Origin of the sequence: Paenarthrobacter sp. YAF11_1, from assembly GCF_052113445.1 — a bacterium.
Lineage (GTDB): Bacteria > Actinomycetota > Actinomycetes > Actinomycetales > Micrococcaceae > Arthrobacter.
Genome location: NZ_JBFRDF010000001.1, coordinates 221,235 through 235,331, shown reverse-complemented (window position 1 = coordinate 235,331; position 14,097 = coordinate 221,235). Strand labels below are relative to the sequence as shown.

At 61.7% G+C, this 14,097-nt stretch carries 12 protein-coding genes; 7 read left to right on the top strand and 5 right to left on the bottom strand.

Features of this window, described 5'->3' with window-relative positions; genetic code table 11:
• Positions 1–73: 73 nt before the first annotated feature.
• Positions 74–1,180: a serine hydrolase domain-containing protein gene (locus AB4Y77_RS01105; protein ID WP_442013045.1), complete on the bottom strand. Its 1,107-nt coding sequence runs from the start codon at positions 1,178–1,180 to the stop codon at positions 74–76.
• A 22-nt stretch (positions 1,181–1,202) separates the two neighbouring features.
• On the opposite strand from AB4Y77_RS01105, the gene AB4Y77_RS01100 reads away from it, so the two are divergent.
• On the top strand, positions 1,203–1,400 hold the full coding sequence (locus AB4Y77_RS01100) for a hypothetical protein (RefSeq protein ID WP_311212876.1): 198 nt from the start codon (positions 1,203–1,205) through the stop codon (positions 1,398–1,400).
• On the opposite strand, the gene AB4Y77_RS01095 is transcribed toward AB4Y77_RS01100, so the two are convergent.
• Both AB4Y77_RS01095 and AB4Y77_RS01090 read right to left on the bottom strand, forming a co-directional pair.
• Positions 1,378–1,977, bottom strand: a complete 600-nt coding sequence (locus AB4Y77_RS01095; protein WP_207593932.1) for a GDSL-type esterase/lipase family protein — start codon at positions 1,975–1,977, stop codon at positions 1,378–1,380. The two genes, AB4Y77_RS01100 and AB4Y77_RS01095, sit on opposite strands and share 23 nt — an antisense overlap.
• A gap of 138 nt (positions 1,978–2,115) precedes the next feature.
• Positions 2,116–5,913: a multifunctional oxoglutarate decarboxylase/oxoglutarate dehydrogenase thiamine pyrophosphate-binding subunit/dihydrolipoyllysine-residue succinyltransferase subunit gene (locus tag AB4Y77_RS01090; protein WP_311212692.1), complete on the bottom strand. Its 3,798-nt coding sequence runs from the start codon at positions 5,911–5,913 to the stop codon at positions 2,116–2,118.
• Between the two features lie 489 nt (positions 5,914–6,402).
• Between AB4Y77_RS01090 and AB4Y77_RS01085 the strand changes: the two genes are divergently transcribed.
• From AB4Y77_RS01085 to AB4Y77_RS01065, 5 genes are all read left to right on the top strand, one after another.
• The gene (locus tag AB4Y77_RS01085) at positions 6,403–7,752 is read left to right on the top strand and encodes a hemolysin family protein (protein ID WP_442012715.1); all 1,350 of its coding nucleotides are present in this window, start codon (positions 6,403–6,405) and stop codon (positions 7,750–7,752) included.
• A complete protein-coding gene (locus tag AB4Y77_RS01080; RefSeq protein WP_311212690.1) occupies positions 7,749–8,819 on the top strand; it encodes a hemolysin family protein in 1,071 nt (356 codons plus the stop codon). The genes AB4Y77_RS01085 and AB4Y77_RS01080 overlap by 4 nt, the downstream gene beginning before the upstream one ends.
• 105 nt (positions 8,820–8,924) lie before the next feature.
• Positions 8,925–9,926 (top strand): metal ABC transporter solute-binding protein, Zn/Mn family, encoded by a 1,002-nt coding sequence (locus AB4Y77_RS01075; protein WP_311212689.1) that lies wholly within the window; start codon positions 8,925–8,927, stop codon positions 9,924–9,926.
• Between the two features lie 136 nt (positions 9,927–10,062).
• Entirely contained in the window at positions 10,063–10,896 is an 834-nt protein-coding gene (locus AB4Y77_RS01070) for a metal ABC transporter ATP-binding protein (protein ID WP_311212688.1), read from the top strand.
• Entirely contained in the window at positions 10,897–11,787 is an 891-nt protein-coding gene (locus tag AB4Y77_RS01065) for a metal ABC transporter permease (RefSeq protein WP_311212687.1), read from the top strand.
• Here the strand turns inward: AB4Y77_RS01065 and AB4Y77_RS01060 are convergent.
• Positions 11,784–12,251 carry a Fur family transcriptional regulator gene (locus AB4Y77_RS01060; protein ID WP_311212686.1) on the bottom strand — a complete coding sequence of 156 codons (468 nt, stop codon included), beginning with the start codon at positions 12,249–12,251 and terminating at the stop codon, positions 11,784–11,786. The two genes, AB4Y77_RS01065 and AB4Y77_RS01060, sit on opposite strands and share 4 nt — an antisense overlap.
• A 94-nt stretch (positions 12,252–12,345) precedes the next feature.
• Here AB4Y77_RS01060 and AB4Y77_RS01055 point away from each other — a divergent pair, with 94 nt between their 5' ends.
• On the top strand, positions 12,346–12,999 hold the full coding sequence (locus AB4Y77_RS01055) for an MBL fold metallo-hydrolase (RefSeq protein WP_442012714.1): 654 nt from the start codon (positions 12,346–12,348) through the stop codon (positions 12,997–12,999).
• On the opposite strand, the gene AB4Y77_RS01050 is transcribed toward AB4Y77_RS01055, so the two are convergent.
• Entirely contained in the window at positions 12,996–14,078 is a 1,083-nt protein-coding gene (locus tag AB4Y77_RS01050; protein WP_442012713.1) for a PLP-dependent cysteine synthase family protein, read from the bottom strand. The genes AB4Y77_RS01055 and AB4Y77_RS01050 overlap by 4 nt on opposite strands.
• Positions 14,079–14,097: the final 19 nt, after the last annotated feature.

Genomic DNA, 14,097 nt, shown 5'->3' with positions numbered 1-14,097 from the left:
AGATTGCGATATATCGCGTTTGATGAAATCACGATATATCGCGAATGGCCAGGAATCAATGGCCTGCGGAAAGTCAGGCGGCCGGTCGGTACACCTTGCCAATCAACGTGCGCGCAATGGTGGTAGCAGGGTCCCGCCCGTCGGCAGCGGGGGCCAGGTTGGTCCACACCACCAAGGTGACGGAGTTGACGGGGTCGTTTCCCATAAAGGTATTGAAGCCTGGCAACTCGCCGGTGTGCCCGTACAAATTGCCGAACTTGGCAATGCCCAAACCATAAGAAGCTCCGGCGGGATTGTCCGGATTGGTGGGGGTGACGCTGTCAAGCCGCTTCTGCTGGAGTTCGGGCTTCAGGAGCTTTCCGTTGACGAGGGCCTCGCCCAAAATCTTCAAATCTGCGGCTGTGGAGATGCCTGATCCTGCAGCCCATGCCCAGGACGGATTACCGTCAGTGACATCGTTCGGTGCCAGGGCGCCGGCAGTTGCTTCCTTCTGCATTTCCCCGGGGAGGGCCGGATTGGTCATGGTCAAGACGTTGTCCCCATGGAAATAGCCGCGGGGATGGGGCTCCGGAATGGCGTTGGACGAAAGCTCGGGAAAGACCGTCCCCGTCAATCCAAGTGGCTCGAAAATTCGCTCCCTGAAAAGGGTTGCAAGGGGCTTGCCTTCGACTTTTTCGGAGATCAGGCCCAGAAGAACGGTATTTGTGTTGGAGTAGTGAAATCCCTGCCCCGGGGCGAAATACGGTGGGTGCGCGAATGCCAAGGCAAGGAGTTCTTCGGGCTGCCAGACTTTTTGCGGATCCTGGTCCATGCCTGTGTTGAGCTCGAGTGTTTCGGTGTAGTTGAACAGGCCACTCCGCATGGTCAGCATTTGTTCAAGGGTGATCGCGTCTCCATTGGGGACGTCGGGACGGTACTTGGAGACGGGATCATCCAGTGCAAGTTTGCCTTCCTGCACCAATTGCAGGACCACGGTGGTGGTCCAGGTCTTGGTGACCGAACCCACCCGGATGTGGTCCTCGGCAGATACCGCACGGTCAGTACCCCGGCTCCCAGTGCCGTAGGACGCAGTCAGTGATCCACCGGGAGTCTGCAACAGCACCATGGCACCTGGCACCAGAAGTTCTTTTGCTGTGCGTTCGAATTCCGCACGGAGTGTCGCAGCATCGAAAGGCTGCAGCGCTCCAGACGCCGGAGGTGACGTGGATGATGGTGTCGCGGCGGGCGCTGACGCCGATGCCGCTGATGATGACGTTGTTGATGACGCCGTTGATGGAGCAGGCGGACCGGAACTGCAGGAGACTGTGGCTGCCAGGGCCGCGGCGGTGACCACTGTGAATGCTGCTCTGACAGAAACCTGCATCTTCCGCGTCATGGCTACTCCGGTTGAGCGATATTAAGCCATTGGAACCAGCCGCGGTGCAGGACGAGCCACGCAATTAATCCGTAGCCGGCCTGGCCCGGTGTTCCCCCATTGGCTGCGAGGTCCGTCCTCCACTGCTCATGATTGAGCAAGGGAGAGAACGTGTCAACGTAGTGGTGGTTGCGTCGCGTGGTGACATCGGCAAAGGCTGTGTTGAGTTCTGCGAGCCGTTTGTTCCGTGCCGGGTCCAGCGTGGGCGGCGGTCCCACCACGAAGACCTCCACACTGCTGTGCGAGGCACCGTCGAGGATGTTGGCCAGGTTCAAGCGGCTGCGGGCCGTGGAGAGGCCGAACTCCAGATCGCGGCCTGAAAGCCCGATCACCAGACGATTCTCATGGGTGTCGCTGAAGCGCCTTCCCGCTTCGTCCTGCCATCGGGCTGCCAAGCCCTCCGTGCCTTCCATGGGGCAGGGGAGCGGGAAACTCTCCACTACGACGGCGTCCTGGGGCGTGCGGGCCAGCACTCGTCCGAGCCAACCCAAGGCGCGGGGATCCCCCAGGCCCGCGAGCAGTTCATCTCCTACAGCTGCGATTCGCAGCTTCCTGTCTTCCACGGTTACCTCTTCACACTCGTTACGGTCCTTGCACGGTTTGCCGGATCATCGGCCGGTTCTGCAACCGGATACCTGTCCCATTAAACAGAACTGCCCGGCCTGAGGGGCGCATTCGCTCTTCAGGCCGGGCAGTTTCGCTTACTTGCGTTCGAACGCCTGCTTGATCAGGGCATCCTGCTCAGCGGCGTGGCGCTTCATGGAACCGGCAGCCGTGGAGGCAGATGCCGGACGCGAGACCAGGCGGAGCTTGCGGTCAAGCTCCGGAGCCAGGTTCAGGCCCATGAACGGCCACGGACCCTGGTTGGCGGGTTCGTCCTGCGCCCAAACGATGTCAGCGTTCGGGTACTTGGCCAACTCTGCGTCAATCTCAGCCTTGGGCAGCGGGTACAGCTGCTCAACGCGGATGATGGCAGTGGAGGTATCGCCGGACTTCTGCCGGTTGGACAGGAGGTCGTAGTACAACCGGCCCGAGACCAGGATGACGCGGTCCACGTTGGCAGGCTGAACTTCCGGGTCGGCAATGACCGGCCGGAAGCCACCAGTGGTGAAGTCTTCGACGGCGGATGCGGCGCCCTTGAGGCGGAGCAGCTGCTTCGGCGTGAAGATGATCAACGGCTTGCGCGGACGGCTGTAGGCCTGGCGTCGCAACAGGTGGAAGTGCGAGGCCGCGGTGGTGGGGTTGGCCACGATCATGTTGTCCTCGGCGCACATCTGCAGGAAGCGCTCAATGCGTGCAGAAGAGTGGTCCGGTCCCTGGCCTTCATATCCGTGCGGAAGCATGAGTACCAGCGACGAGCGCTGGCCCCACTTTTGCTCAGCCGAGGAAATGAACTCGTCAATGATGGTCTGGGCGCCGTTGACGAAGTCACCGAACTGCGCTTCCCACAGGACCAAGGCATCCGGGCGCTCCACCGAGTATCCGTATTCGAAGCCCATGGCTGCGTATTCGGACAGCAGGGAGTCGTAGATCCACAGCTTGGCCTGGTCATCGGACAAGTTGCCCAGCGGCAGCCACTCGTTGCCGTTGGCTCGGTCGTGGAAGACGGCGTGACGCTGCACGAACGTTCCGCGGCGGGAGTCCTGTCCGGCCAACCGGACCGGTACGCCCTCCATGATCAGCGAGCCAAAGGCCGCGATCTCGCCGAAGCCCCAGTCGATGCCACCTTCACGGGACATCTGCTCACGCTTCTCCAAGAGCTGCTTGAGCTTGGAGTGGACGGTGAAGCCATCCGGAATTTCCAGGTGCGCCTTGCCGATCCGGGCAAGGGTCTCAGTGGAAATGGCAGTGGACGCCGGGGAATTGGTCCCGAAGTCGGCCTGCTGGGCGATGGGACGCTCGATGTCCGAGACAGCTGCGGAATCCGCCGTGATGATCGGGATCGGCGAGGTCTGCGCTGCGTGCGTCTCAGCGAAGACGCGCTCGAGGCGCTCCTGGTAGTCGCGGAGCAACTGCTCTGCTTCTTCCTCGGTGATATCTCCACGGCCGATGAGTGACTCGGTGTACAGCTTGCGGACGGAGCGCTTGGCTTCAATCAGGTTGTACATGAGCGGCTGCGTCATCGAGGGGTCGTCGCCCTCGTTGTGGCCGCGACGGCGGTAGCAGACCATGTCGATGACAACGTCCTTGTGGAAACGCTGACGGAACTCGTAGGCGAGCTGTGCAACACGCACTACGGCCTCGGGGTCGTCGCCGTTCACGTGGAACACCGGTGCCTGGATCATCTTGGCAACGTCCGTGGAGTACGTGGACGAACGTGATGACGACGGCGCCGTGGTGAAGCCAACCTGGTTGTTGACGATCACGTGGATAGTGCCGCCGGTGCGGTAGCCACGCAGCTGCGAGAGGTTGAGGGTTTCAGCCACAACACCCTGGCCGGCGAACGCGGCGTCACCGTGGACCATGATGGGCAGGACGGGGAACGACTCGCCCTGATCCAGCCTGTCCTGCTTGGCGCGGACGATGCCCTCGAGGACGGAGTCCACAGCCTCGAGGTGGGACGGGTTGGCGGCGAGGTAGACCTTGGTCTGCTTGCCGTTGTCCGAGGTGAAGGTACCTTCGGTGCCGAGGTGGTACTTGACGTCACCGGAGCCCTGCACGGAGCGAGGGTCCTGGGTGCCTTCGAATTCGCGGAAGACCTGTGCGTAGGTCTTGCCGGCGATGTTGGTCAGCACGTTGAGGCGGCCGCGGTGGGCCATGCCGATGGCAACTTCGTCCAGACCGTCGTCCGCAGCATCCGAGATAACGGCGTCGAGCAACGGAATCAGTGACTCGCCGCCCTCCAGCGAGAAGCGCTTCTGGCCAACGAACTTGGTCTGCAGGAACGTTTCGAAAGCTTCTGCGGCGTTGAGCTTGGAAACGATGCGCAGCTGCTCTTCACGGCTCGGCTTGGAGTAGGGGTGCTCCAGCTGGTCCTGGAACCACTTGCGTTCTGCAGGTTCCTGGATGTGCATGTACTCAATGCCCGTGGTGCGGCAGTATGCGTCACGCAAGACCCCGAGGATGTCGCGGAACTTAAGCTGCGGCTTGCCGCCGAACCCGCCGGTGGGCCATTCGCGGTCCAGGTCCCACAGGGTGAGGCCGTAGGTGAGGACGTCAAGGTCCGGGTGCTTGCGCTGGACGTACTCCAGGGGATCGGTGTCCGCCATCAGGTGGCCGCGCACGCGGTAGGAGTGGATCAGCTGCTGGATGCGGGCAACCTTGTTGATCTCGTCGGCAGGGTCCACTTGGAGGTCCGGGCTCCAGCGGACAGGCTCGTAGGGAATGCGCAGGGCTTCAAAGATTTCGTCATAGAAGTTCTGCGCACCGAGCAGGAGCTGATGGACAAGCTTGAGGAACTCGCCGCTGCCGGCGCCCTGGATGACCCGGTGGTCATAGGTGGACGTCAGCGTGAGGATCTTGCTGATGGCGTTCTGGGCGAGGATCTTCTCGCTGGCGCCCTGGAACTCTGCGGGGTAGTCAAGGGCACCGACGCCGATGATGGCGGCCTGGCCCTTGGAGAGGCGAGGCACGGAGTGCACGGTGCCGATGCCACCGGGGTTGGTCAACGAGACCGTGGTACCGGCGTGGTCGTCTGCCGTCAGCTTGCCGTTACGGGCGCGCTTGATCAGGTCCTCATAGGTGTGCCAGAACTCAGCAAAGTCCATGGTCTCGGCCTTCTTGATGTTGGGAACCATCAGGAGGCGTGTGCCATCGGGCTTGGGCATGTCAATGGCGATGCCGAAGTTGACGTGTGCGGGCTGCACAGCACTGGGCTTGCCATCAATTTCGTCGTAGTAGACGTTCATCGACGGGAACTGGGACAACGCACGGACAACGGCGTAGCCGATGAGGTGCGTAAAGGAGACCTTGCCACCGCGGGCACGGGCAAGGTTGGAGTTGATGACCACCCGGTTGTCGATGAGCAGCTTGGCGGGAACTGCCCGGACACTCGTGGCGGTAGGTACTTCCAGGCTTGTCACCATGTTGGTGGCGATGGCCTTGGCCGGGCCCCGGAGGACGGAAACCACATCTTCCTCAGGTGCCGTGGGCGCCTTGGTGCTCTTGGGCAGCTGCGCAGGAATGGGCTGGGCAGTGGTTCCGGCTGCGGGCTTCTTTGCTCCGTCCCGGGCTACGGTGGCCGGTGCTTTCTTTGCCGGGGCGGGTGCCGCCGGTGCAGCCGGTTCCGCGGCAGCGGCAGGAGCGGCCGGCGCCGGTGCCGGAGCCGCTGCAGCCGGGGCTACCACGGGAAGTACTTGGGTGGGTGGATTGGCAGCTGAGGGAGCTGCGGAGGTTCCGTTGGAAGAAGTGCCGTCAGCAGAAGCAAAGGATTCAAAGAGCGGCCACCACTTGGTGTCGACCGAATTCTTGTCCTGTTGGTACCGCTCGTACAGTTCGTCAACGAGCCACTCGTTTCCGCCAAATTCCTCTGGTAGACGGTGGCTGGGCTGCTCTGGCACTTGAAATACGCCTCTTCCATGAGTGTTGTTTTCCCGCTGGCCAAAGTTGCTTTTCCGCAACGATGGGACAGGGTCCGGGTCCCGCGAACTCAGACCCCTGACAGTCTAGTTAGGATCGTTGGTTAACTGCCAATAGTGGTGACCTAAATCATGTTGCGGCTGACTTAGTGGGGTGACACTTCTTTTTTGTCGCGGAGTCAGGCCTGCTGTTGGAGGTGCCCGGGGGGTGGACTGTAGACTGAAACTCTTATGGACAGTAAATCTAGGTGCCGGCCTGGGAACTGTCGGGGGAGCCAATCTGGCAACTCCGCACAGCGTGCCCGTCGAGCCGGCAATACCCGTTCACATGCCCATCACGCGCCGGCGCTCACAGCCGGTGGTTCCTCGGACCATGCGTCCGCGGAACCCGACCAGCCTCCGCCGGGGCGAATCCCCCCGCTGAAGGCGCCCTCCCCATTGCACACGCCCACTCATGGAGTGATGCGCTAAGTGGAATGGATTCTTCTCCTCGCCGGCTTTGCCTTGATCCTGGGTACCGGCTTCTTTGTAGCAGTTGAGTTTTCCCTGGTTGCTTTGGACCAATCGAGCGTTCAGCGTGCGGTTGATAACGGCGATCATGCTGCCGCCCCACTGCTGAAGTGCCTCAAGTCGCTGTCCACACAGCTCTCCAGTTGCCAGCTCGGGATTACCCTGACCACGCTGCTGACCGGCTTCGTCATGGAGCCCTCCTTGGGTCAACTTCTTGGGGGACCGCTTGCGTCCCTGGGGCTTAGCCCGGATGCTGCGCATTCGGTGGCCTTGATCCTGGCGATGGCTGTCGCCACCCTCTTGTCGATGCTGATCGGCGAATTGGTTCCCAAGAACATGGCCATCGCCCTTGCGTTCCCTTTGGGCAAACGCCTGGCCCGGCCCCAGCTGATGTTCACGGCCGTTTTCAAGCCGGCCATCGTGGTTCTTAACGGGTTCTCGAACAAGGTGCTGAATCTGTTCGGCCTTGAAGCCAAGGAAGAGATCTCCGGGGCAAGGACCCCCGCAGAGCTGGCTTCCCTGGTGAGGCGCTCCGCTGAGCTGGGGACTTTGGACGCCGGGACCGCTAATTTTGTTGCCCGCACCCTGAACTTCTCCGGGCGCACGGCAGCAGATGTCATGACACCACGTATCCGCATGGAAACGATCGACGCGGACCAGCCTGTATCCGACATCCTCGACGCCGCACGGCGCACCGGATATTCGCGGTTCCCCATTATTGGTGATTCCACGGACGATATCCGCGGCGTGGTGCACGTCAAGAAAGCTGTTGCTGTCCCGGCCGAACGCCGGGCCAAGCTGGAGGCCGGCGCGATCATGACCGATGTCCTGCAGGTTCCCGAAACCATTCACCTGGATGCGCTGCTTTCCGAGTTGCGCGAGGGCAACCTGCAGTTGGCCGTCGTGCTGGACGAGTACGGCGGAACCGCAGGAATCACCACCCTTGAGGACCTGGTGGAAGAGATCGTCGGTGAGGTCGCCGACGAGCACGACAAAGTCCGCCCGGGAGTGCTGCAGAGCGCGTCCGGCGACTGGTACTTCCCGGGACTCTTGCGGCCGGATGAAGTTTCCGAGCAGATACCCAACCTCACGGTCCCCGACGAGTCCGCCTACGAGACTGTGGGCGGCTATGTCATGAGCCAGCTTGGTCGCATAGCCAGGACGGGAGACGTCGTGGAAACGGTAGGCGGGACGCTTACGGTGACCAGGATGGACGGCCGAAGGATCGACCGGATTTGTTTCCATCATGTGGAAGCGGATCGCACCCAGGAGAACGCAGAAAATCCGCGTCACGAAGCGGGTGCCGTATGAGTGACTGGGTAGGAATTGTCTGGCTCGTCGTTCTCCTGATCGGCAACGCCTTCTTCGTCGGCGCCGAGTTTGCCGTCATGTCTGCACGCCGCAGCCAGATCGAGCCCTTGGCTGAAGCGGGATCAAAGCGCGCGCAGACAACCCTGCGCGCCATGGAAAACGTGTCGTTGATGCTTGCCTGTGCACAACTGGGTATCACCGTCTGTTCCCTGTTGATCCTTCAGGTTGCCGAGCCGGCCATCCATCACTTGTTGGCTGAGCCCCTTGAGCTGGTTGGCGTTCCGGTTGAATTGGCGGACATCATCGCCTTTGCGATCGCCTTGCTGTTCGTCACGTTCCTGCATGTCACGTTTGGCGAGATGGTTCCCAAGAACATCTCGGTTTCGGTGGCCGACAAGGCCGCACTGTTGTTGGCGCCCCCGTTGATGTTCATTGCACGCTTGGTGAACCCGATCATCTGGACGCTGAACTGGCTGGCCAACCACATCCTTCGGCTGATGAAGATCGAGCCCAAGGACGAGGTATCCTCCTCGTTCACGCTGGAGGAAGTGCAGTCGATCGTCCAGGAGTCCACGCGCCATGGTTTGGTGGACGACGAAACCGGTTTGTTGAGCGGTGCACTGGAGTTCTCCGAGCACACGGCTTCGCACATCATGGTTCCCTTGGACAAATTGGTGGTGCTCAAGACTGCCTCTACTCCAGTAGACCTGGAAAAGGCGGTCAGCCGCACGGGATTCTCCCGTTTTCCCATGGTGGACGACGACGGCGAACTTGCCGGCTACCTGCACGTGAAGGACATCCTGTCCATCCCGGACGAGGGCAGAAGGCATCCCATCGCCGAGGGGCGCATCCGTTCCTTTGCCAACCTTGCACCGGACGACGAAATCGAGCAGGCCATGTCCGTCATGCAACGGACGGGCTCGCACCTGGCCCGTGTCATCGGCGCCGGCGGTGAGACCCAAGGTGTCCTCTTCCTGGAGGACGTTATTGAACAGTTGGTTGGTGAGATCCGCGACGCCACGCAGGCGACGGGCATCCGCCGTTATGGAGATCAACAGGTCAAGTAGCACCACGGAACAGTCCGGCGCCGATCGCATCAGATCGGCGCCGGTCTTGTCTAAATAGGAATCATTCCTATTTAGAGATACACTCGAATCTGCCAGCAATTGTGTTTGATTCTCATTTTGAGTAGATCCGAGGTTCTCGTGCGTCGTTCCGCCGCCCGCCTGTCCATGGCCGCTTCCGCAGCCCTTGCCGCCCTGCTTCTTTCTTCCTGCGCTGGGACAGCAGGGGCAAGCGATCCGTCGTCGTCAGGTGGCATTGAGGTCGTTACCTCGACGAATGTCTACGGTGACGTCGTGAAGGCGATTGGCGGGGACAGGGTCAAGGTGAACGCCATCATCACCAAGACCAGCCAGGACCCGCACTCCTACGAGGCGAGTGCCCAGGACAAGCTGGTCATTTCCAAGGCCAAGCTCGTGGTGGAGAACGGTGGAGGCTATGACGAGTTCCTCCATAAAATTGCTGATGAGACCAAGGTCGGCCACGAGAACATGATCAGCGCCGTGGAAATCTCCGGGCTCGCCCCGGAAGAAGAAGCCCACAGCGAGGAATCCCACAGCGAAGAAGGCCACACGCATAACCACGGCGAGTTCAACGAGCACGTCTGGTACAGCCTGGATACCATGGGCAAGCTCGCCGATGCAGTCGCTGCCAAGCTCGGCAGCCTTGATGCGGGATCGGCCGCGACATTCACTGCCAATGCCGAAGCCTTCAAAACCAAACTCGCTGACCTCACCGGAAAGCTTGATGCCGTCAAGGCCGAAAATGACCACGCGCCGGTAGCTGTTACTGAACCCGTGCCCTTGTACCTCTTGGAGGCAGCCGGCCTGGAAAACAAGACTCCGGAGGCTTACAGCGCTGCCATTGAAGAGGAAACGGATGTCCCGGCCGCTGTCTTGAAGGAAACCACTGACTTGGTCAGCGCCAAATCCGTGCGCTTCCTGGCGTACAACGAGCAGACCGAAGGGCCCCAGACTGAAGCCGTCAAACGGGCCGCGGAAGCCGCCGGCGTGCCGGTGGTCAACTTCACCGAGACGCTTCCTGACGGTAAGGACTACATTCAGTGGATGGCGGATAACGTGGAAGCTGTCTCCTCTGCACTCAAGAAATAGCATTTCCTGACACCCGGTATGCGGTGAAGGGCCCTGCCAACGTCCTAAGATATTCAGGATGGCTGCGGGGCCTTTTGCCTGCCATTAGTACTGCCGTAAATACCAGCGGCACCATTGACTGCGTTCCCAGTGACGCATGGATCGAGGACAACTTTTGACACCGGTAGTGAGCCTCCGTGGAGCGAGCCTTCAGTTCGGGAAGAGGGCGCTCTGGCGGGACCTCGACCTCGACATCAATCCCGGCGAGTTCTTCGCTGTCCTGGGCCCCAACGGCAGCGGCAAGACCAGCTTCCTGAAGGTTCTCCTTGGCCTGCAGGAACTGCATTCGGGGACAGTTTCCCTGGGTGGCCATCCTGTGGAGCGCGGCAGCAAGCGGATCGGCTACATCCCGCAGCAAAAGTCGTTTGCTCCGGACACCCCGTTGCGTGCCCGCGACCTGGTGGGCCTGGGGATCGACGGGCACCGGTGGGGCATGCGGCTTTCGGCCGGGAAGGTCAACCCGAGGATCGACGAACTGCTTGAGCTGGTGGGAGCTTCCGACTACGCGAAGGTGCCCGTGGGGCAATTGTCCGGCGGCGAGCAACAGCGGTTGAGGGTGGCGCAGGCTCTGGCCACGGAGCCACAGGTTCTGCTGTGCGACGAACCGCTCCTTTCCTTGGACCTGCACCATCAACAGGGCGTGAGCTCCCTGATCAACAAGCAGTGCCATGAGCGCAACAGTGCAGTGATTTTCGTGACCCATGAAATCAACCCGGTGATCGACTATGTTGACCGGGTCCTCTACCTCGCCGGCGGCCAGTTCCGTGTAGGCACGCCCCAGGAAGTCATGACCACGGAAGTCCTTTCGGAGCTGTACAACAGCCATGTGGAGGTCATCCACGCCAACGGAAGGATCGTCGTCGTCGGCCTCCCTGACGCAACGACACACTTCCATGACGATGCCCATGCAACCGCCGGGGAGGAGTTCTAGATGGACCTCGACACCATTCTGCAGACCATTTTCAACTTTGAGAACTACGGCGAGTTGCTGGTCCTCGTCCAGAACTCCATTTGGGCTGGAGCCGTGCTGGGACTGCTGGGCGGGTTGGTGGGCACGTTCGTGATGAAGCGGGACCTTGCTTTCGCGGTCCACGGCATCTCGGAACTGTCCTTTGCCGGTGCTGCGTTTGCTTTGCTGATCGGCGCCGACATCATCTTTGGCTCGTTGATCGGCTCGGTGGCGGCCGCTGTGCTGCTGGGCTTCATGGGTGTCCGGGCGCGGGACAAGAACTCGATCATCGGCGTCATCATGCCGTTCGGCCTGGGGCTGGGCATCCTTTTCCTTGCACTCTATGAGGGCCGCGCGGCCAACAAGTTCGGACTGCTGACCGGCCAGATTGTTTCCGTCGATACCGTACAGCTGCAAGTTCTTGCGGGAACCGCAGTGGTGGTGATGATCGCCTTGGCGGCAATCTGGCGGCCACTGAGCTTTGCCAGCGTAGACCCCGAAATGGCGGAAGCCAGGGGTGTTCCGGTTCGTGGCCTGGCCATTGGGTTCATGGTGCTTCTGGGTGTCAGCGTGGCGCTGTCCATCCAAATTGTCGGCGCGCTGCTGGTCCTTGCCTTGCTGATTACGCCGGCAGCAGCTGCGCTTCGGGTGACCACCTCGCCCCGGTTGGTGGTAGTGCTGAGCGTGGTTTTCGCGATGACGGCTACGGTCGGTGGAATTCTGCTGGCCCTCGGCAGCCGGATTCCCATCAGCCCGTACGTCACCACGCTGTCATTCCTGATCTACGTGGTGTGCAGGGTGATCGGAAGGGTCAGGGCCAACAGGGGCCTCAACGGCAGGGTGTCGCGGGACCAGCCGGCAGGCGCTCTCTAGAGAACCCCGGCTGCCTTCTTGGCAGTGCACTCCGGGCACAGCCCGAAGATTTCCACGGTGTGGGCCACCTCAGTGAAGCCATGTTCCGAAGCCGTTCGTGCCGCCCAAGTCTCGACGGCGGGTGCCTCCACTTCAACTGCTTTGCCGCAGTTGCGGCACAGCAGGTGGTGGTGGTGCCCGGTGACGTTGCAGCGTCGGTAGACCGCTTCGCCCTCACCGTTGCGGAGGACATCAATGAGTCCGTCATCAGCCAACGATTGAAGAATGCGGTATGCGGTGGCCAGGGACACCGAAATGCCCTTGTTTTGCAGCAGGCGGTACAGCTCCTGGGTGCTGACGAAGTCATCCAATTCGTCCAGTGCGGCGCTGACGGCCAAGCGCTGCTTGGTAACGCGCTGCTCCTTGACGCCGCTGGTGGCCGGCGCCGAGGGGCCGGTCGTGGCGGAGTTGGTGCCGTGTGGCATTGAAGGACTCACTTCCCTGGGGATGCTGGCAAACCCCAATTTTACCAGCAGGGCAGGCTTGGAAACTGTCAGCCGGTGGTCCTAGGCTTTGGTCATGTTGCTCACCAAATACACCCACGCCTGTGTCCGGTTGGAGAAGGACGGGAACGTTCTGGTCATCGATCCCGGGACCTTCTCCGAATCCGGGGAAGCGTTGACCGGCGCCCACGCCGTCCTCATTACGCACGAGCACAATGACCACATTGACCGGCCCGCTTTGGTGTCCGCGCTCCGGAGCGACGGCGGGCTTGTGGTCCATGCGCCCGCCGGGGTTGCCGCCGCCCTGAGGGAGGAAGCGGATGTAGCAGCCCGTGTCCACACGGCTGAGCCGGGCTCCGACTTCGACGCCGCGGGGTTCACGGTGCGCACGTTCGGCGGCCAGCACGCGGTGATCCATGCGCAGATCCCGGTGGTGGCCAACATCGGTTACCTGATAGATGACAACGTGTTCCACCCCGGGGACTCTTTCGTGGTCCCGGACGGGATTGAAGTCAAGACTCTCCTGGTTCCCATCCATGCCCCATGGTCCAAGGTGGGGGAGGTTGTTGACTTCGTCATCTCGGTCCGCGCTCCCCGGGCGTTCCCGGTCCACGACGCCCTGCTTAACGAACTGGGACGAGGCATTGTTGAAGGCCACGTGAGGCGTATCGGCGCCCGCTACGGGACAAGCTATGAGCGTCTTGACCCACGCGACTCGGTAGAGGTCTAGCCGGTCCACACCCCTGTGCGGTGGAACTGCTCCAGGACTGCCTCATGCGGTGCGGGGTCCAGCCCCTTGGCCGCCAGCCACCCGGCGTCGTAGTAGCTGCCCGCATAGCGGTCGCCGCCGTCGCACATCAGCGACACGATGCTGCCACGGCGGCCTTCGGCGACCATCCCGGCCACCAACTGCCAGACGCCCCAGAGGTTGGTCCCCGTAGAGGGTCCTGCGTGCAGGCCGGTGAGTTTCCGGAGGTGGCGCATGGCCGCCACGGAGGCCGCATCCGGCACCTGGATCATGTGGTCGATGACCGCCGGCACGAAACTCGGCTCGGATCGTGGCCGGCCGATGCCCTCGATCCTGGATGGCTGGCCTGTTGCCGCGGCGGCGTTTCCATCGCGCCATGCGGGGTAGAAGGCCGAGTTTTCCGGGTCCACCACGGCAAGGCGGGTGGAGTAGCGGTTATACCGAAGATAGCGGCCAATGGTGGCGCTGGTTCCACCCGTGCCCGCTCCCACGACGATCCACTCCGGGATGGGATGTTCCTCAAGGGCGAGTTGGTCGAAAATCGACTCGGCGATGTTGTTGTTGCCCCGCCAATCCGTGGCGCGTTCTGCGTGCGTGAATTGGTCCATGTAATAACCGCCGGAGGTTTTCGCGGTCTCTTCGGCCACCGCGTACACCTCGGAGGCGTGGTCCACCAACAGGCAGGCACCGCCGAAATCCTCGATCAGGGCGATCTTTTCCGGACTGGTGGTTTTTGTCATCACCGCGATGAAAGGCAGTCCGATGAGCCGGGCAAAATAGGCCTCGGAGACTGCCGTGCTGCCGCTCGAGGCCTCAACGATCGTGGTTCCCTCGGTGATCCAGCCGTTGACCAGTCCATAGAGGAACAAGGACCGCGCCAGGCGGTGCTTGAGGCTGCCGGAGCGGTGGGTTGATTCGTCCTTCAGGTACAGCTGGACGCCCCAGTGGTCCGGAAGGGGGACCGCGTAAAGGTGTGTGTCCGCCGAACGGTTGTTCTCGGCCTCGATTTTGCGGATGGCCTCACTGGCCCATGCCCTGTCCTGAATGCACGAATTGCTCACCGCATAAGCCTAGGCTGGA